Source organism: Brumimicrobium mesophilum (assembly GCF_003025005.1).
GTDB classification, from domain to species: Bacteria; Bacteroidota; Bacteroidia; order Flavobacteriales_D; family Crocinitomicaceae; genus Brumimicrobium; species Brumimicrobium mesophilum.
The window spans coordinates 27912-53155 of sequence record NZ_PVSS01000007.1 but is presented as its reverse complement, the minus strand read 5'-3'; the positions used below and the strand labels follow the sequence as shown (position 1 = coordinate 53155).

The 25244-nt window shown below is 33.0% G+C and carries 22 protein-coding genes; 12 read left to right on the top strand and 10 right to left on the bottom strand.

The features are described from left to right. Positions 1 to 12: 12 nt before the first annotated feature. Together nadE and C6368_RS08665 are read right to left on the bottom strand one after the other, a co-directional pair. Positions 13 to 792: an NAD(+) synthase gene (gene nadE, locus C6368_RS08670; RefSeq protein ID WP_107038803.1), complete on the bottom strand. Its 780-nt coding sequence runs from the start codon at positions 790 to 792 to the stop codon at positions 13 to 15. Positions 793 to 795: 3 nt separating this feature from the next. Further along, the gene (locus tag C6368_RS08665; RefSeq protein WP_107038802.1) at positions 796 to 1614 is read right to left on the bottom strand and encodes an outer membrane beta-barrel protein; all 819 of its coding nucleotides are present in this window, start codon (positions 1612 to 1614) and stop codon (positions 796 to 798) included. A gap of 104 nt (positions 1615 to 1718) precedes the next feature. Here C6368_RS08665 and gldB point away from each other — a divergent pair, with 104 nt between their 5' ends. Together gldB and gldC are read left to right on the top strand one after the other, a co-directional pair. After that, positions 1719 to 2723: a gliding motility lipoprotein GldB gene (gene gldB / locus C6368_RS08660; protein WP_107038801.1), complete on the top strand. Its 1005-nt coding sequence runs from the start codon at positions 1719 to 1721 to the stop codon at positions 2721 to 2723. A 35-nt stretch (positions 2724 to 2758) separates the two neighbouring features. After that, a complete protein-coding gene (gldC, locus tag C6368_RS08655; RefSeq protein ID WP_107038800.1) occupies positions 2759 to 3112 on the top strand; it encodes a gliding motility protein GldC in 354 nt (117 codons plus the stop codon). An 84-nt stretch (positions 3113 to 3196) separates the two neighbouring features. Here gldC and lnt read toward each other — a convergent pair whose 3' ends face one another. After that, positions 3197 to 4816 (bottom strand): apolipoprotein N-acyltransferase, encoded by a 1620-nt coding sequence (gene lnt, locus C6368_RS08650; protein WP_107038799.1) that lies wholly within the window; start codon positions 4814 to 4816, stop codon positions 3197 to 3199. Between the two features lie 80 nt (positions 4817 to 4896). After that, positions 4897 to 7272 (bottom strand): choice-of-anchor L domain-containing protein, encoded by a 2376-nt coding sequence (locus C6368_RS08645; protein WP_107038798.1) that lies wholly within the window; start codon positions 7270 to 7272, stop codon positions 4897 to 4899. 169 nt (positions 7273 to 7441) lie between these two features. Here C6368_RS08645 and C6368_RS08640 point away from each other — a divergent pair, with 169 nt between their 5' ends. The 3 genes from C6368_RS08640 to C6368_RS08630 all read left to right on the top strand — a co-directional run bounded on the left by C6368_RS08640 (position 7442) and on the right by C6368_RS08630 (position 10699). Continuing rightward, complete coding sequence (locus tag C6368_RS08640; RefSeq protein ID WP_107038797.1) at positions 7442 to 8308, top strand: M23 family metallopeptidase; 867 nt, start codon at positions 7442 to 7444, stop codon at positions 8306 to 8308. 126 nt (positions 8309 to 8434) lie between these two features. After that, the gene (locus tag C6368_RS08635) at positions 8435 to 9130 is read left to right on the top strand and encodes an inorganic pyrophosphatase (RefSeq protein WP_107038939.1); all 696 of its coding nucleotides are present in this window, start codon (positions 8435 to 8437) and stop codon (positions 9128 to 9130) included. 102 nt (positions 9131 to 9232) lie between these two features. After that, positions 9233 to 10699: a VWA domain-containing protein gene (locus tag C6368_RS08630; protein ID WP_107038796.1), complete on the top strand. Its 1467-nt coding sequence runs from the start codon at positions 9233 to 9235 to the stop codon at positions 10697 to 10699. A 41-nt stretch (positions 10700 to 10740) separates the two neighbouring features. Here the strand turns inward: C6368_RS08630 and folE are convergent, their stop codons facing one another. The 5 genes from folE to C6368_RS08605 form a co-directional block, all read right to left on the bottom strand. Beyond that, complete coding sequence (gene folE, locus C6368_RS08625; protein ID WP_107038795.1) at positions 10741 to 11334, bottom strand: GTP cyclohydrolase I FolE; 594 nt, start codon at positions 11332 to 11334, stop codon at positions 10741 to 10743. Between the two features lie 18 nt (positions 11335 to 11352). Then, the gene (locus C6368_RS08620; RefSeq protein WP_107038938.1) at positions 11353 to 11784 is read right to left on the bottom strand and encodes a 6-pyruvoyl trahydropterin synthase family protein; all 432 of its coding nucleotides are present in this window, start codon (positions 11782 to 11784) and stop codon (positions 11353 to 11355) included. Positions 11785 to 11969: 185 nt separating this feature from the next. Then, on the bottom strand, positions 11970 to 12329 hold the full coding sequence (locus C6368_RS08615; protein ID WP_159038519.1) for a T9SS type A sorting domain-containing protein: 360 nt from the start codon (positions 12327 to 12329) through the stop codon (positions 11970 to 11972). A 737-nt stretch (positions 12330 to 13066) separates the two neighbouring features. Beyond that, positions 13067 to 13813: a GLPGLI family protein gene (locus C6368_RS08610; RefSeq protein WP_107038793.1), complete on the bottom strand. Its 747-nt coding sequence runs from the start codon at positions 13811 to 13813 to the stop codon at positions 13067 to 13069. Then, complete coding sequence (locus C6368_RS08605; RefSeq protein ID WP_107038792.1) at positions 13788 to 16541, bottom strand: outer membrane beta-barrel protein; 2754 nt, start codon at positions 16539 to 16541, stop codon at positions 13788 to 13790. Before C6368_RS08605 ends, C6368_RS08610 begins: the two co-directional genes overlap by 26 nt. 230 nt (positions 16542 to 16771) lie before the next feature. On the opposite strand from C6368_RS08605, the gene rsgA reads away from it, so the two are divergent. Genes rsgA through C6368_RS08590 form a run of 3 tightly spaced genes read left to right on the top strand, consistent with a single transcriptional unit; the run spans position 16772 to position 18477 of the window. Continuing rightward, positions 16772 to 17698, top strand: a complete 927-nt coding sequence (rsgA, locus tag C6368_RS08600) for a ribosome small subunit-dependent GTPase A (protein ID WP_107038937.1) — start codon at positions 16772 to 16774, stop codon at positions 17696 to 17698. Next, positions 17699 to 18151 (top strand): D-aminoacyl-tRNA deacylase, encoded by a 453-nt coding sequence (gene dtd, locus C6368_RS08595; RefSeq protein WP_107038791.1) that lies wholly within the window; start codon positions 17699 to 17701, stop codon positions 18149 to 18151. It abuts the gene before it with no gap. After that, a complete protein-coding gene (locus C6368_RS08590; protein ID WP_107038790.1) occupies positions 18151 to 18477 on the top strand; it encodes a nucleotide pyrophosphohydrolase in 327 nt (108 codons plus the stop codon). Before dtd ends, C6368_RS08590 begins: the two co-directional genes overlap by 1 nt. 157 nt (positions 18478 to 18634) lie before the next feature. On the opposite strand, the gene C6368_RS08585 is transcribed toward C6368_RS08590, so the two are convergent. Continuing rightward, positions 18635 to 19390 carry a hypothetical protein gene (locus tag C6368_RS08585; protein ID WP_107038789.1) on the bottom strand — a complete coding sequence of 252 codons (756 nt, stop codon included), beginning with the start codon at positions 19388 to 19390 and terminating at the stop codon, positions 18635 to 18637. A 460-nt stretch (positions 19391 to 19850) separates the two neighbouring features. Here C6368_RS08585 and rluF point away from each other — a divergent pair, with 460 nt between their 5' ends. From rluF to C6368_RS08565, 4 genes are all read left to right on the top strand, one after another. Beyond that, positions 19851 to 20576: a 23S rRNA pseudouridine(2604) synthase RluF gene (gene rluF, locus C6368_RS08580; RefSeq protein ID WP_107038788.1), complete on the top strand. Its 726-nt coding sequence runs from the start codon at positions 19851 to 19853 to the stop codon at positions 20574 to 20576. 207 nt (positions 20577 to 20783) lie between these two features. Further along, entirely contained in the window at positions 20784 to 21734 is a 951-nt protein-coding gene (gene trxB, locus C6368_RS08575) for a thioredoxin-disulfide reductase (RefSeq protein WP_107038787.1), read from the top strand. Between the two features lie 246 nt (positions 21735 to 21980). Next, a complete protein-coding gene (locus tag C6368_RS08570; RefSeq protein WP_107038786.1) occupies positions 21981 to 23492 on the top strand; it encodes a DEAD/DEAH box helicase in 1512 nt (503 codons plus the stop codon). Between the two features lie 98 nt (positions 23493 to 23590). Then, positions 23591 to 25213: an ABC-F family ATP-binding cassette domain-containing protein gene (locus C6368_RS08565; RefSeq protein ID WP_107038785.1), complete on the top strand. Its 1623-nt coding sequence runs from the start codon at positions 23591 to 23593 to the stop codon at positions 25211 to 25213. The last annotated feature ends 31 nt before the right edge of the window (positions 25214 to 25244 follow it).

Sequence of the window (25244 nt, the reverse complement as noted above, 5' to 3'; positions counted from 1 at the left end):
AAATGGTAAATATTACTTTAAACCTTCCAAGTTACACACCGGAATTGGAACCATTTTATGTTGATTAATCGTATTGAGTCTTTGATAAATATCATAGACTTCCTTCTGGCGAACAGTTAAATCATCCTTACTTCCCTTAAAATTCATTATGAACTCTAGTTCGTCATAGTTTGCACCGATTTGATCTTCATCATTGCGATCATCTCCCCATAATCCATCTGTAGGTTTCGCATCAATAATCTTTTGTATTACACCCAAATGTTTTGCAAGGAGAAATACTTCTGATTTCAATAAATCTCCAATTGGATTAAGGTCTACTCCCCCATCACCGTATTTCGTAAAGAAACCAATACCAAAATCTTCGATTTTATTTCCAGTTCCGGTTATCAGTAATTTATTTGATTGTCCAACGCCATATAAAGTTGTCATCCTCAAACGTGCTCGAGAATTTGCCATTGCCAATTGGTTTTCCTTCACATTCTCAGGCATTATATGCTCAAAAGATTCAAATGTATTTGTTAAATCAATTGTCATTCCTTGCACGTTATCAAAGTTTCTTTCCAAGGCTTCAATCTGCTCTTTAGAACGTATGAATTCCGACTCAGATTGGCGAATAGGCATATTTAATAAAATAACCTTCTTATTGGTTCTGGCACATAATGACGCAACTAAAGCTGAATCAACACCACCAGAAACGCCAACGATAAACCCGTCTATAGGTAAATCTTTTATATAATTATTAAGCCAGTCAATAATATGACTGGCTATTTTTTCACTATCAAATAAACTCATGGATTAAAATAATACTGCAACTTTAAGCAAAAGTTGACTTTGTTTTAAACTAGGAGAATAATAAATTCTATTACTTTCTGTCTCGGTTGTTGGTTGATACATAGATAAAGATTTTTCATCATCACCAAAAACAGCACCCTTCTGTTGAAAAACTTCAGAAAAACCATAATAATATCCTAATTCAACAACCAATACTGTATTTCCAGAAATATTATATTCTGCTCCTCCAGCTATTCCAATTGCTCCTTTATAGAAAGACATAACTCCAGGTGATTTCATATCATTCAATTCTGTTTCGTCAACAATCTTATCTTCAATATCATAAGCTTGACCATCATTATTTGTCCTGGTAGTTAACATGAAACTATTTCTTAAACCAAATTTACCATAATACTTCATATAGCCCATGTAGTTAGTTTGAAACTTCAACATAATAGGAACACTTAAATAGATACTTTTATGTTGTCTTTCATTTAACAAAAAGTAATTATCAGTATTCTCATCCGAATAATCTTTGAATTGTAGAATATCTTTGTCTCTATAATCTACATAAACGGTTTCATTGTAAGTTGTTCTGAAACGGTTAAAATCAAATTCTATTCCTGTTGATAAAGCTATATTTTTAGAAAAGTTCCAGTCTAAAGCCATTCCCACTACAAAATCACCTCCCGTTTTTGAGTCAATGGTTTTTGTTTGCGGATCATTAAAATTAATCGCTCCCCCAACCGTTAGTCCTGCTAATACTTTTTTATCCGAAGCATCTTGAGCATTAGAAGTAAAGAGCATTCCAGTTATAAATGACAAAGTCAGTAATTTTTTCATACTTTTGATTTTAATATTAAAATTTCAGTTTCATTTGGTACCCATAAAATATTCAATTAAGATAAACTAATTATCGGTACCTCCCACAAAAATAATCATATTTCATGAACTATAGTTTAACATTCTATGCAATTCTTATGACGACTGCCATTTTGAGTAGCTGTTCACGGAGTCCATTAGACGTAACATTACCAGAAAAGGATTTTAAAATTGAGTTTATTAATGTTGATCAAAAACTACATAATCAATCTTTGGAAAATGTTAAAGTAAATGTAGAAAGTTTAAAACAGCAACTCGGAAGTTTATTCATTTATGAATTAAGTCAAAACGTTAGACAAAACATTGAAGACACTTCTTATCAGGCTATTTACAATTTCTATAATTCAGATTACATCTCTGATTTAGAAGATGAGAAAAAAAAATTGTTTACAGAGTTACCCAAACATCAGGATAAAATATCTCACTCTTTTAAATATTTAAATTATCATTTCAATGATTCATTAGTGCCTGATCATATTTTCTATATCAATAAATTATTTAGTCAAGTTTCTTGTTCAGATAATAATATAGCAGTTGGTTTAGAAAATTATATTTCTCCTGAAAGTGAAGTTATTAAAGCTATTCCAAATGCTCAACTATACCAATGGCAAAGAGAAAGAATGAATATAGAATACCTTGAACGAGATGTTTTATTAAACTGGATTCAAGTGAAGTTATTTAAATCAATTGACAGTAAACTCGCTGAACATATTATTCAAGCAGGGAAAATTTTATACGTTTTAAACGCAGCTTTTCCTGAAGCAGAAGAATCATATATTTTAAGGTACAACCAAAACCAATATGAGTGGGCTAACACCAATGAAAAATCAGTTTGGAATTATTTAGTGGAGCAACAATTATTATTTCAAACTGACTTAAGAATCAGAACTAATTTTTTGAATGAAGCTCCAACAACTGTTGGATTATCTGAAAATGCCCCTGATAGAATAGGCCAATTTTTGGGATATAGAATAGTGAAAGGATACATGTCTAAAAACAAAGCCTTATCTTTACAAACTTTATTAAAAACGAAATACAATACAATTTTACAAACATACGAAATTCAATAAATCGAATACATTAAAAATTTAAAGGAATACAAATTATGAGTGAAGATAAGATTACTAAAACCTCTGAAATATCAATAAATGTTGGAACCAATGAAAACAATGTTCCTGTTCGAATGATTTGGTCAGCACAAGATGGAGCGATTGAGAAAGCAGAAGCCAGTGCAATGTTTCTTTCTATGTGGGATCCTAAGGAAAAAAACACCATGAAGATTGATTTATGGACAAAAGAGTTATCAATTGAAGAAATGAAACAATTCTTTCATCAAACGTTGGTAACAATGGCTGATACTTTCGAAAAAGCAACTGGTGAAAAAAATATTACAGAAGATTTAAGAGACTACTGTTATCATTTTGCGGAAAAAATGGAAATTTTACCTGAGGATAAATAATTACAAAATATTTAAACAAGCATTTTAAAAAGGCACGCATCTATGAGAATCGTGCCTTTTTTAGTGATAACCAACATATCTATTTTAAAATGATTTCCCGAACCTTCGAAGGTATCTTACCAATGTTAAGGTAACAATTAAGAAGAAAACGAAGGAAAATGATCTTCCAATTACATCTCCATAGGTTACATAAAACGTAGGTTCAGAATTTAAATTTATGGTTTCTTTAAAAGCATCCTGAACCCAGTAATCTGTCGCACGGACAACATCTCCTCTTTGATTGATCACACAAGATATTCCTGTATTTGCAGACCTAACGACATAACGCCCCGTTTCAATTGCTCTTAACCTTGCAATACTTGCATGTTGTCTATGTCCTGCGGTATTTTCCCACCAACCGTCATTGGTAATTACAAATATAACCTCAGCTCCTTTTCTACATTGTTCTGCTATCATTCCGCCATAAACAGATTCATAACAAATAATTGGGGCAAAAGTAAATCCATTGGTATTCAACACACGTGGTTCATCTTCTACACCAAGTGTACCAGAAGTACCTCCATTTTGAATTGATAATTTTTCTAATGAAGGAAACCATTTCGCAAAAGGAATCTTTTCTACACCCAAAACTAGTTCTGATTTATGAACGAATTTCGGTGGTTTATTGCTAGAAATTAAAGTGGATGTATTATAAGATTCATAGTAAAGATTGGATTCATTTATTTGTTTAGCCGCTGAACTATTTTTATACTCAAAGACTTTGTAGGTTGATGCACCTGTAAACAAAGAGGTCTGCCCCCATCCATCAACAATACCTTGAAGATAATTCATCGCTGGATTATCTTTGTATTTATCCTCATTGAATCCTTGTGAAATAGCTGTTTCAGGTGCTAAAACAACCGCTGTATTTGGTGTAACTAAATCTTTAGCTCGCTCAACGAATTTATCTAATTGAGCTAATTGAGCTTTTAAGTCTGGATTAAATTTCTCATTATAAGGATCAATATTGGGTTGAGTAACAACTACTTCAATTGGATTATTTTTTTCTTCAAATGTGGTATAATTCCAAAACGACAATAGTGAAGGAATAAGGATTATCGCTGATGACAAATAGATTAACGGTGTTTGTATTTTAATGGATTCTTTTACAAAAATGATATTATTAAATATTATAAATATCAATAAATTAATTAATAGAATCCACAAAGAGCCTCCAAGAACACCTGTATAAGCATACCATTGAACTATTTCTGGTACAGTAGCAAAAGTATTCCCAATGTTAATCCATGGCCAACTCAATTCCCAGTGGTAGTGAATATATTCAAGTCCAACCCAAAAAAATAATATTCCAATATATCCTTCTTTTTGACCAACATATTTCTTGGTCCAATGAAAAAGCATAAAGACCAAAGCCATAATAAATCCATTCAAAAAATAAGCGGAAACAGCACCCACTTCTCCTCCTTTAGCATAAAAGATCCAATAGGTAGTTCCTAAATTATAAATGAAAAAAGTTAAATATGCATGAAGAAATACTTTAGAAGATCGGTATTTCTCTCTATAGATATTATGTTCAACTAACAACAAAGGAACCCATGCAAAAAACACTAATGGAAACAAACTTCCAGTGTGAGGAAATGAAATAGTCATTAATACCCCACTTAAAACACTTAATAAAAATCTATGCTGACGTGAAAACTTCATATTTCAATAATTCTATTCTTACAAAGATAATACACCCTAATTGTTAAACCGAAAATTGACTGGATATTAATTAAGAGAATTTATCTCAAAACATTAATATGACCTGTTTTGATTTGAGGTGAGGCGTTGTTTACGGTTGTGTACTCAATTTTCCATACATATGTACCGTCTTGAACATATTTACCTCCATAAGTTCCGTCCCATTCAAAATTAATATCAAATGCTCTGAAAAGAAGTTCACCCCAACGATTATATATCTGAAGGTCAATATCATCAATACCAATGGCACTTATTGCAAATGTGTTATTAAAGCGACTATTTCCTCCTGGTGTGAAGGAATTAGGAATATAAAGATATACCTCATCTAAAATCTCTAAAGGTTTTGTGATAGAATCGACACATCCTTTTGCATCAGTTCCAATTAATGTAATTTCATAAGTTCCGGGTGTGTAATAAACATTGTTTGGATGAATCATTGTTGAATTTACTCCATTCCCTAAATCCCAAAAATATGAATCACCATTAATTGTTAGGTTTTGAAAAGTAATTGGGAGTCCTATAAATTTCGGATTAGTAATTATATCAAAATCTACATCAGGCTGAATAACAACTACCTCAGTTTCGGCCTGCACTTGAAATGTTTGACAATCGTCCTTTACAATCACAGTGAAGCTAGTGGATTCAGTTGGATTAACCCAAACAGATGCTGTGGTTTCGTTAGAATGTGGCCAATTATAATAGAAATTTCCAAATCCACCGGTGGCCACCACAGTCAATAAAACTGAATCTCCAGGACAAATCTCTTGTTGTGGAGTGATATCTAATACCAGCGGTGGACTTAAAATGGTAATTGTTACTGATGCTGTTTCACTCGTTCCGCATTGATCCGTCACAACAACGGTATATACAGATGTAAATGGAGCTGAAACATTTACAAATGATGAATTTCCAATAGTATTTCCATTTGGATCAAACCATTCGAAAGTATAATTACCAGCTCCTCCAGAAGGCACTACTTCGAGGTCATATGGTACATAAGGACATTGTTCAGTAATATCATTTGTAATTGATAATTGTAGTGGATCATAAACAGGAACATCAATAGTAATTGTAGCAGTTGCGGTTTCGTTTAAACAATCATCAGTTACTTGAACAGAATAGGTTTGAGTTCCTGTTGGAATAACGGAAATCGATGGTGTTGTATCACCTGTATCCCATAAATAAGTATAGCCTCCACCCCCACCTAAGGCTTGAGCAGTTAATTGAACCTCTTCACCTGGGCATAAAATGGTAGGAGTATTCACAGTAACCGAAACTGGTTCAACAGGCTGAATAAAAAGTTCTATAGATTGATACTCTGCATTTCCACAAGGATCATCAATTTCAAATTCTAAAATTAAATTTACAATTCCTGTTAAACCGGTATTATTTAAGGCATCGACAGTAAATGTCACCGTAGTTTGACCAGGTGCGAAAGTTACACTATTAGGAACAGTAGAATAATCTAGGCCTTCGACAGCTGAGCCAGAAAGATTAATAGGAATTGTTAACGGTTGATTAATGCTATTTCCTGACCTTTCAATAGTAATTTCCGCACTGGTGCATGATTGCGCCATTGTTTGACCATCACCATAAGGGTCACTAGATAATTCATAACTAACTTGAACAGGTTGAACACTATTTAAACTATTTTTTTCTAAGAAAATTCCAGAATCATAAATTGCATCTCCAACATCGGCAATGGCAATAATTAAATGATAAGTCTCACCACACTGCACTTTTGAGTAGGCCTCTAAAGGAACTGTAAAACCATCATACTGCACATAAAAAGGGTCATTATTAAATGGAGATTGACTTCCATTACCATTGTTTACAAAAAAGTTATTATTAAGATTTTGATTTACGTTGTTAATAGCTACGGGTTGATTCGTTCCAGGAATAATGGCCATATTTTGAGATCCCCCCGGTATTCCAGGGCCGGATATAAAAAAAGCAAAGACATCGTTAAATTCAGAACCTACAAATTCAGGATATTCTTCGGAAGCAAAAACATATTTAAATCTTACAGTATCAGAATAGGGTATAAAATCAAATTCTAGAATTGTTGCATTGTATGTTGCAGTACCTACCAAATTACTTAATTGACCATAACCTGTAGTATTATTATCCATTCCTGAATTTGGAGAATCATTAGGACCATAAGGTCCATTGGCTCCTTGAAAAATAGTTCCAGTAGTCATAATAATTCCTTCGTCAATTCCAATACTTGCATTAGTTGCATCGAAAGTACCAATGGCGTTTGTGGCTCCTGAATAACTAACATTTGAGACATCAACACCTGATCCTAAAAGTACATTCTGCACTAATTGGTCTGCGGTTTGACCTCCAGCAGTTTGAAGTTGAGACCATGCCAATGGAGTCATCATAATTGTTAATATTAAAAGGATAATTTTCATCTATAGTTATAACGTTATAAATCCGAAATAGTTGTCATTTATTACAACTTTGTAATCAAATAATAAGCCAAAATTAAGTATGCTCAAGTTGAGTCCATGTTAATTTAAGATTTTTAACTTTAAAAAAGTATAAAAAGTTCATATTAAATGTAAATTTACCTCCATTATTATGAAAAAACCTGAAAAGAAGAAGAAAACAAATTGGTTTAAACGTTCAACAAGAATAGTTGCTATGGATCCCTTGTCTTTTGAAGAATGGTGGAGGGTTAAAATCAATCGAATTCAATTAATTAGTATAGCCTTAATTCTCGTTATCGTATTATTTCTAATCAATTATTTAATTTTCTCTTACACACCAATAGGGTATATTCTTCCTGAAAACATAAAGAACAGGAATAAGCAAAAAATTGAAGCAACTGCCATTAGAGTTGAGGGCCTGGAAAAAAGGCTTATTGCTCAAGATAACTACATCATAAATTTACAAAAAGTAATTTTAGGTGAGGTATCTATAGATTCTATTTACACCTCTAACTCAAATGATCAATCGGAAAATAGCAGCATGATTAGTGTTGATACTACAATTTCGAATGCTGAATTGGAATTAGATAATAACATTAAAGAAAATTTAGAAAAACAGAAGAAACCTAATAATAAGTCTTTCGACAATTTATTTTTATATGATCCTGTTGCTGGAGAAATCAGTCGCAAATTTAGAATTCCCAATCACCCTGGAGTGGATATAGTAACTAAAAAAGATGAGCAAATAAAAGCTTGTTTAAATGGTGTTGTTTTGCATTCATCCTATGACGATAAGGATGGTCATACGATTATTTTGAGCCATGAGAATGAAATTATCACAGTATATAAGCACGCGCAGAAAGTTTACGTTAGTGTTGGCGAAAAAGTAACTCGAGGAAAAGCAATTGGGGTTGTTGGAAATACTGGAGAACGCAGTTCTGGACCTCATCTTCATTTTGAACTTTGGAGTGACTTAGGGCCTTTGGACCCTCTAGATTATTTCTCTTTCGGTAAGTAATAATAGTTTTTGAGCTTTAAATTTTATCCAGTTCGACCTGTCATTTAAAACGTTTTTCAATTTTCATTTTTTTTGAGTACTTTTGCAATCCTTTATTGGAAAGAATATTACTTGAAATTACAATATATGAAAGAAGAAGTAGCTAAATTAGCAAAAGCACTTAAGCAACGTTTTGTTGCTCACCCATGGCATGGTATCTCAATTGGTGAAAATCAACCAAATTTAATTAACTCATTTATAGAGATCGTTCCTTCAGACGCTATTAAGTATGAAGTCGATAAAGAAAGCGGATACTTAATGGTTGACCGTCCACAGAAATTTTCTAACTACATGCCTTGTATGTATGGATTTGTTCCACAAACCTTATGTGACAAGCATGTTGCTGATTTCGCAAATGAAAAAACAGGAAGAACAAACATCGTAGGAGATAATGATCCTTTGGATATTTGTGTATTATCAGAAAGAGAAGTAAACTGTGGTAATATTATTGCAGAATGTATCCCTGTTGGTGGATTTAGGATGATTGATGGTGGAGAAGCTGATGATAAAATTATTGCTGTTCTTAAAGATGACCAAGTATATGGTGACATGACTTCAATCGATCAAATTCCTCAAAGAGTTTTAGATAGAGTGAGACATTTTTTCCTTACATACAAAGACATGGGTGGAGATTCTAAAAATGTTGAAATCACACATATTTATGGAGCTGAAGAAGCAAAAGAAGTAGTGCGCAGAAGTTATTTAGATTACCAAGAAAACTATGGCAATGCAGATTCACTTTTGGCAGAAGCTTTAGCTGGAGTTTTGAACGAGAAAGTTTAATCTTTAGAATTAATAAATACTTTACGTAATCATTTTACGTTTTAAAGAGGAAAGAGTATATCTTTCCTCTTTTTTTGTTGCCCTTATTATTATATTTAGTTTATGAGAATTTTATTTACCTTCATTTTAACCCTTGCTTTTAATCTTGGCTATACTCAAATTGTTTTCGACAAAACGAGTCATGACTTTGAAGACATCAACGGAAATGATGATAGATTTGTAGATGTTTATTTAAAAAACACATCATCAAAAGCAGTTTTCATTCTTAGTGTAAAAACTCCAATGGAAGTAAATTATTTGCAAAAGAATGACTTGATTCAACCCGATAGTTCTGCAATCATTCGCTTTCATGTTAAAAAAAGAACGAAAGGAAAATTTGAATTCACAATTCCTATCTATACAAGCGCTAGTAATTTAGCTACAGAATTTGAACTAAAAGGAAAGATAGTTTCTTTACCTACTATCGATAACCTAACTTCTTGTCCAACCTTTAACCAATCTCCTGCTCAAGGAAATCCAATGGATTTTATGTTGAAAGTTCAAACCATAGATAAAGAAACAAGTGAAATGTTAGGTCAATCTAAAGTTGCCATTATTCAGAATGGAAATGCTTTAGGAAAATGGTCTACAAAAAGAAATGGAGAATTGAATATAAAACTGCCTTTAGGAATTACTTACTTTTATGCAACCCATAAAGATTATTATCCAGCAGAGCTTGCTGAATATGTAAATTTTAAAAACAATATTATCACTTTAGCTTTGACTAAGAAAGAGTTAGAAGAGATTCCTGAAATTATTGAGACTGAAGAACCTGAATTAATTGCAGAAGAAATTCCGGAGGAAACAATTGTAGAAGAGGAAAAAGAAGAGCGCATTATAATTATCGAAGAATCTCAACCAGAGGTGGATTTAACGGATGTAATTGAAGAAGAACCAAAATCAGAAGAACCAAAAGCTGAAATCAATCCTCAATTTGAAGAATTAGCCAAAGACAATTTTGATCCCAAATATTTCAAACCCGTAAATGTTGTTTTTGTATTAGATGTTTCCTATTCAATGAATAGTTATGGACGTGAAGAATTATTGAAATATTCACTAGACCAATTGTTAAAAATGCTAAGGCCAGAAGATAAAATTGGATTAGTAACCTATGCTTCCAATGCACAAGTGATTTTAGAATCAACCAGTGGAAACAAAAAAAAGGAAATATCTGAGGTTGTACAGAAATTAAAGATTTCAGGAAATACTGCAGGAGGAAAAGGTATAAAACTGGGTTATAAGCAGGTCGGAAAAAGTATGATAAAAGATGGTCAAAATCATTTAATCATTATCACAGATGGAGCTTTTAACCAAAATTCTGGAGACTACAAAAAGTACATAACAAAGAACCTGAGTAAAAACTGTATTACAATGAGTGTTGTTGGAATAAAAACCAACAGTAATGCAGAAGAAAGCATGAGAGAAGCTGCCTCCCTGGGCAAAGGAAGGTTTATTTCAATTGAAAAACTTGTTGATGCTCAAAACAAGTTGAAAGAAGAGATTAGGATATCTAGTTTCAAATTCAATTAAAGGATGTTTTAAACTCCATTTAATTGAAGATTATGCTCATTTTAGTGCAAGCGTGCTTGGATCAAGTTTATAAATTCTTTTCTTGTACTGTCATTTGTGAGGAACAAACCTTTAAACGCGGAAGTTGTAGTTGAAGAATTTTGTTTTTCAACTCCTCTCATTTGCATACACATATGACTACATTCTAGAACTACAGCAACACCTTTAGGTTCTAATGTTCTTTGAATACAATCACGAATTTCTAGCGTCAATCTTTCTTGAACTTGCAAACGACGAGAGTAAGCGTCAACGATTCTTGGTAATTTACTTAATCCTACAATTTTTCCATTTGGAATATATGCAATATGTGCTTTTCCGAAGAAAGGCAACATGTGGTGTTCACATTGAGAATATACTTCAATATCTTTAACGATCACCATTTCTGAATAGTCCTCGTGAAATAAAGCACTTTTCAATATTTCATCTGGATTTTGCTTATATCCTTGTGTTAGAAATTGAACTGATTTAGCAACACGTTCAGGAGTTTTTAATAAACCCTCTCTATTAGGATCTTCTCCTAAATCAGCCAAGACTCCTTTATAAACTTCTGTTAATCTGTCTGTAACCTCTTGATCGTAATCGAACTTATTTTCCATTAAAATTGATTTGTATGGCTAGAATGGTTGATTTCCACCATAATACTCCACATAATTATTTTCAGTTTCTTCCAGTCTAATTTTAGACAAAGTACCACCAGCTTGTTTGATTGGCTCTTCAATCTCTTCCCAAATTTTCATTACTAAATTTTCGGTTGAAGCCAAAACTCCCTTCATAAATGAAACATCCAGATTCAAATTTTTATGATCTAAAGCCTCAACAACATACTTCTTCGTGATTTTACTTAAATCTTTTAAGTTAATCACAAATCCTGTGTCAGGTGAAGGAATTCCTTTTACTGTCACAAATATATTGAAATTGTGTCCGTGCCAATTCTTATTGCTGCATTTTCCAAATACGGCTTCATTCTTTTCATCGCTCCATTCTTCGTTCCACAACTTGTGTGCAGCATTAAAATGTTCTCTACGTGTAATGTAAACTGTTTTCAATTCTAAATTATTTTGCACAAAGATAATAAACGTTCAACAAAGAAAATTGTTTATTGTAGTTAAATAGAAAGCAAAAAAAAACGCCTTATAAAAGCGTTGTAATTTGTGAATTAAAATTTTGATTAAATAATCTTTGTTGTCCTCTTCTATTTCTATGATTTATCGGGTTTTTATAGTGGCTAATCTTAATTTTGACCTTGAACAATAATTGTCTTCATTCTGATTTCACTGTCCATATTTAACTTCACGTAGTATTTTCCAGGATCTAATTCAGATAAATTAATTTCAAATTTCTCATTATCTGTCTTTACAAAAGCATAGTAAATTGATTTACCGCGTTGATCGATTAAAGCAATACTCGTAAAACTTTCCTCTACTCCTTGAACACTAACGTTCAAAATGTTACTTTGAGGAGCGTCAACATTAAATTGAACTTCGCTTTTTGAAGTATCTACAGTTACGGTTTTAACAGGCTCTCCTATTCCACTGTAAGAAATTGCAATATTCCCTATAAACATTGCAGCAATCATAATTGTTTTTTTCATTTTCATTGTTTTTATTTTTATAATTTGAGGCAAATGTACAGCACAAATTCGTTTAAAAACAACATTCAAAATGACTTTAATGGAAAGTTAAAATAGCTAATGTTTACTTAATATTGCTTGCATTATTTTGAGAATATCAATAATGTTTTAGACACATTGAGAGGTGGTTTTGGTAACAATTAGATTTTTATAATAGGGCTACCCCTTAAAGTCGCAAATAGTAACAGCCAAATTTCTTTCCTGCAAAATTTATACTTTTATATTGATAATCAAAATCTTGACCTTGTCTTGTCAACTGTAATAAATCATAACAGATCCTTCGGAAAATAAAAATCTGAGATTTTTTTTTATTTTCACATCAGGATGACAAGCTTAATAGTCTTAGAGGCAAAAATCAGGATTTGGAAGTGATGGCGCAATGTGCCATCACTTCCAAATCCTGATTTTTGATTAAACACTCTATGAAACCGTCATCCTGAACCTTGGAAAAATTTTTATTTTTCTGAGGGAAGGATCTCTTCTTATCCATTTATTATCAAAGCTCTTTACAATAAAAGTCAAATAGGGATATACGAAAGTGCTTATTGCGATTTAAACGGATAACCCTATTTCAAAATTAAATGCTCATCAAGCAATTTGCCCGTAAATTAACAAGCTCCATTAAAAAGGGCTATCTTTAATTCGAGGGAACGCTCCAAAGCTGTCCCTCTCAATTCACCAAACTTTTTACTGATCTTCTACCAAACAAAAATATCATCCATAATTCGTCCACCTGAACCACCACGATTAGAGAATAATTCAATTACATAAGTCTTTAGACCATCTATAGTAAAATAGTCTTTAGACTTCCCTTTTGGCATTTCCTTAGCAATATTACTTTTCGATAAAGGTTTTACTTCTTTTGCAAAATACACTACTCCACCGTCTTCTAAGGCTAAACCAAGAATAGCACCTGGTAAACCATTGAAAGATTCAGGACCAACAGAAGGAAGAATTTGTTCTGAATACCAAGCATAAATTCTAGTTGAATCATTCGCAATCCACAAAGCTTGTTTAGTTTTGTAACCAGCAATAACTCTTACATTTTCTGTTATAATCCAATCCCTTTTTCTAACGGAATCTTTCAAATAAACTTTAGACCCGTAGAAAGAAAATTCACGTTCTAAAACCTTGGAGCTAAAATTTTGGTAGGTTGTGTTTTTCATAGTTGCCCATTCCCTATCATCATCACCAATTTCTGGTAAAATAGGTTGAAAAACAGATACAGTATCATTAAAATACAATACATATTCATCTATTTTAGGCTCTTTCATCCATTCTTTAGAATTCCCAAACGTTTCTGCACCTTCATATCTTTTCTCAAGATTGGTTCTTTTTTCAAAAACAATTTCACCCGAACGAATCACTTGTCCAAAAGTTAATGTTGTCAAGAATAAAAAACTAACAACTGCTATTATCTTAGAACCAATTACCTCTACCTTCATCTGCTTTTGTTTTATTGTTATTGAATCTTAATGTTGCTCCAACCATGAAATATCGTGCAATAATTCTACTACGTGTATCTGTGATTATATTGGTACCGACATTTCTTGATATCCCGATATTCTGGTTAAAAATGTCATAAACTGATGCATTAATCACAAGATTTCCAGTTTTCAACAAACGCTTATTTAATTTTGCATTCCATATAAATGGAGTGGCATTAAATCCATCTGCTCTTCGAGAATTGATTTCATAAACTGCATCTGTTTCCACAAAGAATCGGAAAGGCAATTCATAAAAAACTGATGCTTTATACCTTTGAACTGTATACGGCTCATTAAGTCCTTGAGATAAAGAACTTCTTGGGTCATTGTAACTTAATCCAGCGCTTAAACTTATTTCAATAGAATCTGACCTCATTTCAATTCCAAATTCACCATCAATGTTATAGTTTTCAGTTGAATTCATTTGTGAATTAATTTCTGATTTATAACTATTGTAACCTCCATTTGCTTGAGGTCTCAAACTCAATTTCTTATTGAATATTGGAATTCCTCCTCCCGCATAAAAACCACTATACATGTTACCATCTACATTTATTGCCGTAGAAACCGACTGTCCAGATGGGGTATAAACGATTGAATTTGAAAAAGCGTTATCGGTATAATTAAAATACAACCCTCCATACATATAACTTTGTTTTAAAGCGTTCCATTTATTATAATTCACGTTCAAATTATGAGAGTAATTAGGCTGCAAATTAGGATTACCTATCACCAAGTTATTTGGATTTGTATTATCTCGAACAGGTTGAAGTTGATCTAAACTTGGTTGACTAGAGCTTGTAGAATAATTGAAACTTAGTCTATGTGCATTTGTAAATTTCAACCTATAATCAATATAAGGCAATACATTATTTACATTTTGATTTATATTTTCGCCCGTTTCGTTATTCAGATTGTCGATCACTACATTTCTCACTCTTGTACCTACTTCAATAGTGTGCTTTCTATCTGTATAGAAAATTCCAATGGATCCTCTATTTTCTAATCGTGTATTACTGAAATCATTACTGTACAAACCAGCATAATCATTGTAACCATTGGCTGTACGGTTAAAAGTTGAAGTAGCTTGCTCACCATAGAAATAATCAGCTCTATATTGAAATTTTAACCTGAACTTACGTGTAATAGGCTCCATATAGTCAACTACTATTCTGTGTCCGGTGGTATTATTGGCCATATTCCTTTTTTGATCATAAACAGAATCAGGCACATTAAATTGTCCAAAATACAATTCTGAATTCAGTGTATTATCACGGTCCATTTCTGTATAACCGAATTGATATTCAACATCTAACTCTCTGAATCGTTTTTCAAATGTTCTATTCAATTCTAATTCAACATTACCTTCTAAACCAGTTGCCTCAGATTCATTTCTCACATTTGTTGAACTAAACCTTTCATTTTCTGTCGTGAAGAAATCACTTTCATTTGTACTTAATGAAGATTCATTCCTTGAAATAATATTAGATTTCAACTTTAATTTGGTTTTTTCATTCAGATCATACTCAAAATTCAAATTTATTGTATGTGACTGTTGCATTTGGTCGTTAAATGAAGAGTCTCTTTTTGAATAAGTTGTATCTGCAAAAAAGTACTCTGAATTCCTAACTTGTTCAGTTGTCAATCGACTGTCATTATAAGTATAATTCACCCCCATTTTCAATTTTTCCGAAAGTTTGTTGGAAAAGTAAAAACCACCTTTATAATTTTCAGGCAAACCACTTAAACTACTTCCTCCCATTGTAGATCGCCAACCTCCAGACATTTCATTTGTTAATCCGAATCTTGAAGCATCTCTATAACTAAATCCTGTATTTGGTGTGTTTGATCCTAAAGCAAAAACAGACACTTTTAGGTCTTTATTAAAGTAGTTAGCCAAAAGTTCCCCCTCATAAAAGGCACTTCCATTAGGTAAATCCTTGAAATATTCAGAATTCGCTCCAGCGCTTCCTGCTATTTTCCCAAAATATCCTTGTTTGGCATCATCTTTTAATCGTACATCCAGCACTTGTATTTTATCTTCAGAATTACTAGAGTTTTCATCTTCGGCTTCATAAACTTCAATTTTATCTACTCCTTTGGCTGTTAAATTTCGTGTAGCAATTGTCGGGTCGTCACCAAAAAATTCATCACCATCTACCAAAACTTTTGTAACTGCTCGACCTTGAGAAGAAACATTTCCATCTTCATCAACTTGTAAACCCGGTAAATTTTTCAATAAATCTTCAACCATTGCATTTTCTTTAGTTGCAAAAGAATCTGCAACATAAACTAAGGTGTCACCCCTGAAATATATCGGCTCCTTGTTGGCATACACCACTACCTCATCAAACTGAGTGGCTTCTTCAGGAAGAATTACATTAGGAATGTGAATTTCATTGTTTTCCTCAGATCCAATTATGTAGTATCTCTTTTCATCAAATTTATGATGTGAAACAATTAGCTCCATTGTATCAATAGGAACACCTCTAAGGTCGTAAGTTCCATCCGTAGCAGTACGTGTAAATCCTAAAAGCAATCCATCAGACAATCGGACAGCCATAACTACGGCATTCTCCAAAGGTTGATCATTAATCGTATCATTTACAACTCCTGTAAACTTCATATCCTGAGCGTAGGTTAGGGAAGTAAACAAGATGATAACTAAGGCCAGTAATCTCTTCATATTCTTAATTTTTCTAGAATCCAAAGGTAAAGTATTCGTTTCAATATTATAAATTTAATATGTTAAGATGCTTTATTCAATGATGAATATTGCTTGATGAATGATGAATTTTCAAATTGTTCAAATTTGAATGAAGAACTTTGAAGGATATTAAACATTATCAATTGTAAATTGACAACTGTTAATTGCCTTTTTTCTTTAATTTTGGACCACAAAGTAAAAAGGCCAATTTGAAAAAAGGAAAAGTAATAAAGTCGACAGGAAAATGGTACATCATTGAATTAGAAAACGGGGAGATGATCAACGCTGGAATTCGTGGTAAAATTCGATTAAAAGGATTAAAAACTACAAATCCTGTGGCAGCAGGAGATGAAGTAATGATTATGGAAAATGAAGATGGTACCGGTGTTATTTCGGAGATTCTTCCTAGACATAATTACATCGTTCGTAAATCAATAAACCTTTCTAAACAGTCGCACATCTTAGCTGCGAATGTTGACAGAGCTTATCTTTTGGTAACACTTTTTGCCCCTGAAACACATTTGGCTTTCATTGATCGATTTTTAGTCGCTGCGGAAGCTTATCGTATTCCCGTCACACTTCTTTTCAATAAAATTGATATTTACGAAGGAGATGAAATTCAAGTCGTAGATGAAATCATGGCTGTTTATGAAGAAATTGGCTATCCGTGTCACAAGATTTCGGCCTTGAACAAATCGAATATTGATTTCCTGAGAAACGACATAAAAGACCAGCAAGTTATGATTGCCGGACACAGTGGAACAGGAAAAAGTACTTTAATTAATGCTTTGGACAGTAATTTAGACATAAAAACTGCTGAAATTTCTATTCATCACATGCAAGGTCAGCATACTACGACTTTTGCAGAGATGCATAAACTTCAAACAGGTGGTTATATTATTGACACACCTGGAGTTCGTGCTTTTGGAGTCATTGATTTAGACAAAAAAGTGATGAGTCATTATTTTCCAGAAATGCGCGCTTTGTTGAATCAATGTAAATACCATAATTGTCAGCACATCAACGAACCACAATGCGTTATCAAAGATGCTGTTGAAGAAGGAGAAATTGAAGCTTCTCGTTACAGTACTTATGTTGATTTAATGACGGAAGATCAAAGCTTAAATTACAGATAAATGAAAGTAGTCATTCAAAGAACAACGGAAGCCAGTGTTACGATAGAAAATAAAATAGCTGGTCAAATTGAAAATGGACTAGTAGTTTTAATAGGTATTGAAGAAACTGATAACGATGAAGATATTGAATGGCTGACCAGAAAACTGAGTAATTTGAGGATATTTTCGGATGAAATCGGTTCTATGAATCTCAGTATTCAAGATATACAGGGTGCATTTTTAGTCGTTTCTCAATTCACTTTACACGCCAAAACCAAGAAAGGAAACCGACCAAGTTTTATTCATGCTGCAAAACCAGAGACCGCGATTCCCCTTTATGAAAAATTCAAAAAAGTGCTAGCAGCAGTAAGTGGTTGTAAAGTGGAAAGCGGAGAATTTGGAGCAGATATGAAAGTTTCACTTGTGAATGATGGACCTGTCACAATTATAATTGACACCAAAAACAAAGAATAATGAAAATTTCTGAATTACAAACCACAGTTGACAATTGGATCAAAGAACATGGCGTTCGTTATTTTGATGAACTCACTAACACAGCTGTACTGATGGAAGAAGTTGGCGAAGTGGCAAGAATAATGTCCAGAAGATATGGTGAACAAAGCGAGAAGGAGTCTGATAAAAATAAAGATTTAGGAGATGAATTGGCGGACGTTCTTTTTGTTTTGACTTGCATTGCGAACCAGACAGGAGTGGATTTGACGGAAGCTTTAGCGAAGAATTTAGAGAAGAAAACAAAACGGGATAGTGAAAGGCATAAGGAGAATAAGAAGCTTTTTTAATAGTTAATTTTTAAGGAATTTGAAGTTGGTGATTGTTTTGATGACTTTTTTTATAAACTTCACAGGATTTGAGCAGTTATCAAGTGAGAGTAGTTGACCTTTCAAATGGCATTATTATATTTTTACTCTCAGGATTCATGTTATGAATTTACTAAAATTATTGGGCTTTAGGTATGCTTTTAAATTGAAAAACATATGAAAACCCAACTCTCAAATCCAACAACTTTAGTTTTTCTGAATTAAGTAATGTAGAATTGGCATTAAGAATTGGATCTGGTTCTGGCTGCGTATTGTTCCACTCTTTATAGCCTACACGAATTGAGCGAATAGACATACCAATTCCCAAATTAGCATAAAAACCTTCCATAATTCTGAATTCATTTCCAAACATAATACTACTTATTAGGGGTGTGGAAATATAGTAATATGCAAGATTTTTATTCGGATGTGTCAAGCCACCTGTTTGCGATGAATTCGACGGCTTGAAAACATACTCTCTTGAGACCCCTGCCCAATCGTGACTTATCAAGTATCCACCACGATAACTAGAAGCTATCTCTTTTGAAAGCGAAACACAAAGGGTAGGACTATAAAAATTAGAAAGATTAAATATTCTGTATTTTATTTCTCCACCAATTAAATGATAATCTAAAGTGTACATTTTAACTTTTTGATAATTTAAATCTTTTGTCTCCCAATTCCCACCATATTGATAATGCATTAAGAAGGAAATACTTCCTTTTTTTAAAGCCAGATTGACACCAATACCTAACTCAGTTTCCGTATATATTTTTGAATGTACAGATTGAGAAACTTTTGTTTCTAAAGAAATTGTCCTTTGAGCAAGACCAATAAAAGGAATCAAACCTATGAAATAAAAAAACAAGATATTATTTAATTTTTGTTTACTCATCGCTTAATTCGTTTAAAAGATTTATTTTGATTAACTACGGTGAGAATGTACTTACTGCCTGATATCATAGTAGTATTTAATCTTGATTGACTTTTTTCTACTTCAAAACATCAACAGCTCTTTCTTCCATTGATTTCAAAATCAGTTGGTCTTCTTGATATTAATGAGTTAGTATGTTTCATAACATAAGTAGAAGTTCTTAATTTACACTAAATTTATTAATGTTCTTACAAAAATCCAAATATTTATTAATTAACCCTTGATTTTTATATCCAAAAGTGAACTATTAAAATGTGATTTCAAACTATATATTACATCACTAAATATTTCACAAAAAAAACACTCCTCAATTTGGACATTACTGTTAAACGGATACTTTTTGTAAGACCTAATTACTATTTCAACCTATTAATTTCCAATTATCAATTGTTAATTATCAATTGTCAATTATCTTTGCCTTATGAAAGAAACACGCATCAATAAATATTTAAGTGAAGCTGGACATTGTTCACGCAGAGCTGCTGATAAACTGATTGAACAAAATCGCGTTACTATAAATGGAGTTGTACCAGAAATGGGAACTAAAGTTCAACCGGGAGATATTGTTGCTGTTGATGGAAAAAATGTCGACAATAAAAATAGAAACAATATTTATATTGCTTTAAACAAGCCAGTTGGAATTGTTTGTACGACTGACACGCGTGTTGAGCCAGACAACATCATCGATTTCATGAATTATCCAGAGCGTATTTTCCCTATTGGACGTTTGGATAAACCAAGTGAAGGATTAATTTTATTGACCAACGATGGAGATATCGTAAACAAAATTCTTCGTGCAAGCAACAATCACGAAAAAGAATATATCGTTTCAGTAGATAGACCAATAACACAAGATTTTATTGATAAAATGGGAAATGGAGTTCCAATTTTGGATACCGTTACCAACAAATGTTTTGTTGAACAACTCAATAAAAGAATGTTTAAAATTATCCTGACACAAGGATTGAATCGTCAAATTCGTAGAATGTGTGAATATTTCGATTACGAAGTAACTGCCTTAAAACGCGTACGAATCATGAACATTCGATTGGATGACACACCAGTTGGAGAATGGCGCTATTTGTCAGATCAAGAATTTGAAAGGTTGAGTGAAATGACAGATTATTCGAAAAAGACCATCGATTAATATTCATTCTTATTTACTAAGGTACAGACGATTTGTAAAATTAGCGAAGCGATCTCATGACCGAAGGGAGTAATCGTCCATACATCCTGCAAATCAAATAATCATAATTATCAATTGAATTCAGCCTTACAATTCTTCCACAACTTTTGTTACTTCATTTACAAAGAAAATTTATTAAATTTGGCTTTCTAAAAAATCAAGAAGAACATGAGCAAAGTAGAAAATATAGATTGTCTTATCATTGGGTCCGGTCCTGCCGGATATACAGCTGCAATTTACGCAGCACGTGCAGACATGAATCCGGTGATGTACCAAGGACTTCAACCAGGTGGACAATTAACAACAACAAACGAAGTAGAGAATTTCCCTGGATATCCTGATGGAGTTACTGGTCCTGAAATGATGATGCAATTGCAAAAGCAAGCAGAACGTTTTAAAACAGATGTTCGTTCAGGTTTTATTGGAAAAGTTGATTTCTCTGGACCAATTCATAAATGTTGGTCCGAAGATGGAACAGAAATTCACGCGAAAACTGTAATCATTTCTACCGGAGCTGCAGCAATGTATTTAGGATTAGAATCGGAACAAAAATACCTTAAAATGGGTGGTGGAGTTTCAGCTTGTGCAGTTTGTGATGGTTTTTTCTACAAAAATCAAGAGACTGTTATCGTTGGAGCTGGTGATACTGCTTGTGAAGAAGCACATTACCTTTCTAAATTATGTTCTAAAGTTACAATGTTGGTTCGCCGTGATGAATTCCGTGCTTCAAAAATCATGGAAGACCGTGTAAGAAACACACCAAACATCGAAATTCTTGTGAATACTGAAACTGTTGAGGTTTTAGGAGACGATATGGGAGTTACAGGTGCACGTGTAATCAACAATAAAACGAATGAAACAATGGATATTCCATGTACTGGATTCTTCGTGGCAATTGGACACAAACCAAATACAGATATATTTAAAGAATTCATCAATCTAGATGAAACTGGTTATATCAAATATGAAAAACCAGGAACGTCATTAACAAATGTACCAGGAGTCTTCGTTTCAGGAGATGCAGCAGATCATGTATACCGTCAAGCGGTCACAGCAGCAGGAACAGGATGTATGGCAGCTTTGGATGCTGAAAGATATCTTTCGGCATTAGAGGGATAAGGTTGTTATTTTAAAAACAAATTTATAATTAGGAAAAGGAGAGGTTTGAGAACCTACCGGATTCTTATTTTAAGAAATTCAATAAGGCAGTTCGAAAGAGCTGTCTTTTTTTTGGTTTTGGTGGCTTCGGCTTCGCTCAGCTACCAAAACCAAAAACTAAGCTTATTAATTAAATTTTACACTATTATTTTTTTGTTCAGGAAAAAGGGCGTACTTTTGTACCCCAATTTTTGAGATAATCAAGTTATGATAGACGAAGCACTTTTTGAACCTAAGACCCTGTATCCGTTCCAACAAAGAACGGTAGATCAGATAATTTCGGAACTAAAAGAAAATGGAACAGATTACAATTTACTTTTCCAACTTCCAACAGGAGGTGGTAAAACAGTAATTTTTTCAGAAATTACGAAAAAATATATTGAGACTTGGAAAAAGAAAGTTCTAATTCTTACTCACCGTATAGAATTATCGGTTCAAACCGCTAAGCAACTATCGGCAATCGGTGTAAGCAACAAGATCATCAATAGTGAAGTTAAAACACTTGATGACCAAGGAGATTACAACTGCTTTATTGCAATGGTCGAGACGTTGAACAACAGATTGCAAGATGACGAAAACTTTATTGAAGATGTTGGTTTGGTGATTGTCGATGAGGCACATTACAATAGTTTTCGTAAAATATTTCAATATTATTTGCAAGCAAATATTTTAGGTGTTACCGCTACTCCACTAAGTTCGAATAAAGCATTGCCTTTAAATGACCATTACGATAAATTGAAAGTTGGTGAAAGTATTTCCTCTTTAATTGAAAGTGGTTACTTGGCAAATGCCGAAACTTTCACCTATGATGTCAATCTTCACGGATTAAAAATTGGATCAAACGGGGATTTTACTGTAAGCAGTTCTGAACAGGTTTATGGAAACTACTTTATGCAAGAGAAATTGCTTTTTGCTTATGAGGAAGTAGCCATTAATACAAAGACATTGATTTTCAACTCAGGAATTGAAACGAGTGTTAGAGTTCAAGAAACTTTTCATAAAAGAGGATACAAAATTCGTCACCTAGACAGTACTTTTTCAGACAAAGACAGAAAAGACATTCTTAAATGGTTTAAGGAAACTCCAAATGCAATTCTAACTTCTGTTGGTATCTTAACAACTGGATTTGATGAACCTACAGTTGAAACGATTATCTTAAATCGCGCAACCCGTTCGTTAACATTATACCATCAAATGATTGGTCGTGGCTCAAGAAAATTACCTAAAAAAGATATTTTTAGATTAATTGACTTAGGAAACAACGTTCGTCGATTTGGACTGTGGCAAGATTATATCAATTGGAACGATGCATTTGCTTTTCCCGACCGATTCCTAGAAGCACGTTTGTCAGAACAAGAAGACATTATGTTTGAAGCGGCATATATGCTTCCAAAACATGTGAAAGAAAGAGTAGACACTACAATTTTGGATCAATTCAAAATGAAAGAGGTTTACGAAGACTATATTGATCGTGGAGACAAAGGGAAGTTGGCTGTTGATGATTCATTAGAAAATCATTATCAAGCAATTTTTAGTAAGGCAACTGACTTTTATGATGGTTTAGAAATTCAAGAAGCACTTCAAGAGCACATTGAACATCGTTTGAAACAATATACTAAGTGTATAGCTAAGAGTACACGAAACTATTTCAAGTATTTGATGGAAACATACAATCGTCAATTACGTCAAAAGCTGCGTGCAACTTTAGAAGACGAATAAAAGTCCATAATACTATATTATTAAGAAGTTCATTTCTAGAATGCAAAGTATAGAAATGAGCTTATTTACCCTATCTTTGCACAAAATTTTGAATAGCTATGATTTCAGTTAATAATTTAACACTTCAATTTGGGAAACGCGTCTTATTTGACGAAGTAAACCTAAAATTTTCACACGGAAACTGTTATGGTGTTATTGGTGCCAATGGTGCTGGTAAATCTACGTTTCTTAAAATATTAACTGGAGATCAAGACCCTACAACTGGACATGTTGTGCTGGAGCCAGGTAAAAGAATGGCTGTTTTAAAGCAAGACCACTTTGAATTTGATGAGTACGAGGTTTTACAAACTGTTATGCGTGGTCACAAAAGACTATTCGAAATAATGGTGGAAAAGGATGCGTTATACGCTAAACCTGATTTTTCCGAAGAAGACGGAATGAGAGCCTCAGAGCTTGAAACTGAATTTGGTGATATGGACGGTTGGAATGCTGAAACAGATGCTGCAACAATGCTTTCAAACCTTGGAATTGATGAATCAATGCATACCACTTTGATGAAAGATATGCCAAATGCATTAAAAGTACGTGTTCTTTTGGCACAAGCTTTATTTGGTAATCCAGATTTATTGGTTCTTGATGAGCCTACCAATGATTTAGATTTAAAAACAATCGAATGGTTGGAAGATTTCCTTTTAGACTTTAAAAATACAGTAATAGTTGTTTCTCACGATAGGCACTTTTTAGATACCGTAGTAACACACATTTGTGATATCGATTATTCAAAAATCAACTTATTCACAGGAAACTATACTTTCTGGTATAAATCTTCACAATTGGCCTTACGTCAGCGTGCAGACAAGAACAAGAAAGCAGAAGACAAGAAAAAAGAATTACAAGATTTTATCTCTCGTTTCTCTGCGAATGCTTCTAAATCTAAGCAAGCAACAAGTAGAAGAAAGTTGATTGATAAATTAGATTTAAGTGAAATTCAACCTTCATCTAGAAAATACCCTGGAATAGTTTTCGAACAAGAAAGAGAAGCTGGAGACCAAGTTCTGCACGTAAATAACCTTTCTTATGAACAAGATGGTCAAGTTTTATTCAAAGACATCAATATTAACGTTGGTAAAGATGATAAAATCGCATTTATTTCTAGAAACTCTCAAGCTTTAACTGCATTTTTTGAGGTGTTAAGCGGAAATAAAGAACCAAAAACTGGAGATTTTAAGTTTGGAACAACTATCACAACAGCATATTTACCTAACGACAATCACGAATTCTTTCAACGCAAAGAAAGTTTAGTGGACTGGTTAAGAACTTATGCCACAACAGATGAAGAAAGCGAAGAAGTTTATATTCGTGGATTCTTGGGTAGAATGTTATTCTCTGGTGAAGAAGCTTTAAAAAGTGCAACTGTACTTTCTGGAGGGGAAAAAGTGAGATGTATGCTTTCTAGATTAATGATGAAAAAAGCAAATCTATTGATGTTAGATGAACCTACCAATCACTTAGATTTGGAATCCATAACAGCATTAAATAATGGGATGAATGACTTTCCTGGAATAATATTGTTTACTTCACATGACCAGGAATTGGTGCAAACAGTTGCAACTAGAATCATTGAAATTACACCAAACGGAATGATTGACAAACTAGTTCCTTACAATGAATATCTTAAGGACGAAAAGATTGCACAAACGCAGGAAGAATTGTATGCTTAATCAAAAAATAGGATCCTAATTAGAGGATTAA

Coding starts and splice junctions, on each gene's coding strand:
- nadE (WP_107038803.1), bottom strand. CDS start 792: ATGAGTTTATTTGATAGTGAAAAAATAGCCAGTCATATTATTGACTGG.
- C6368_RS08665 (WP_107038802.1), bottom strand. CDS start 1,614: ATGAAAAAATTACTGACTTTGTCATTTATAACTGGAATGCTCTTTACT.
- gldB (WP_107038801.1), top strand. CDS start 1,719: ATGAACTATAGTTTAACATTCTATGCAATTCTTATGACGACTGCCATT.
- gldC (WP_107038800.1), top strand. CDS start 2,759: ATGAGTGAAGATAAGATTACTAAAACCTCTGAAATATCAATAAATGTT.
- lnt (WP_107038799.1), bottom strand. CDS start 4,816: ATGAAGTTTTCACGTCAGCATAGATTTTTATTAAGTGTTTTAAGTGGG.
- C6368_RS08645 (WP_107038798.1), bottom strand. CDS start 7,272: ATGAAAATTATCCTTTTAATATTAACAATTATGATGACTCCATTGGCA.
- C6368_RS08640 (WP_107038797.1), top strand. CDS start 7,442: ATGAAAAAACCTGAAAAGAAGAAGAAAACAAATTGGTTTAAACGTTCA.
- C6368_RS08635 (WP_107038939.1), top strand. CDS start 8,435: ATGAAAGAAGAAGTAGCTAAATTAGCAAAAGCACTTAAGCAACGTTTT.
- C6368_RS08630 (WP_107038796.1), top strand. CDS start 9,233: ATGAGAATTTTATTTACCTTCATTTTAACCCTTGCTTTTAATCTTGGC.
- folE (WP_107038795.1), bottom strand. CDS start 11,334: ATGGAAAATAAGTTCGATTACGATCAAGAGGTTACAGACAGATTAACA.
- C6368_RS08615 (WP_159038519.1), bottom strand. CDS start 12,329: ATGAAAAAAACAATTATGATTGCTGCAATGTTTATAGGGAATATTGCA.
- C6368_RS08610 (WP_107038793.1), bottom strand. CDS start 13,813: ATGAAGGTAGAGGTAATTGGTTCTAAGATAATAGCAGTTGTTAGTTTT.
- C6368_RS08605 (WP_107038792.1), bottom strand. CDS start 16,541: ATGAAGAGATTACTGGCCTTAGTTATCATCTTGTTTACTTCCCTAACC.
- dtd (WP_107038791.1), top strand. CDS start 17,699: ATGAAAGTAGTCATTCAAAGAACAACGGAAGCCAGTGTTACGATAGAA.
- C6368_RS08590 (WP_107038790.1), top strand. CDS start 18,151: ATGAAAATTTCTGAATTACAAACCACAGTTGACAATTGGATCAAAGAA.
- C6368_RS08585 (WP_107038789.1), bottom strand. CDS start 19,390: ATGAGTAAACAAAAATTAAATAATATCTTGTTTTTTTATTTCATAGGT.
- rluF (WP_107038788.1), top strand. CDS start 19,851: ATGAAAGAAACACGCATCAATAAATATTTAAGTGAAGCTGGACATTGT.
- trxB (WP_107038787.1), top strand. CDS start 20,784: ATGAGCAAAGTAGAAAATATAGATTGTCTTATCATTGGGTCCGGTCCT.
- C6368_RS08570 (WP_107038786.1), top strand. CDS start 21,981: ATGATAGACGAAGCACTTTTTGAACCTAAGACCCTGTATCCGTTCCAA.
- C6368_RS08565 (WP_107038785.1), top strand. CDS start 23,591: ATGATTTCAGTTAATAATTTAACACTTCAATTTGGGAAACGCGTCTTA.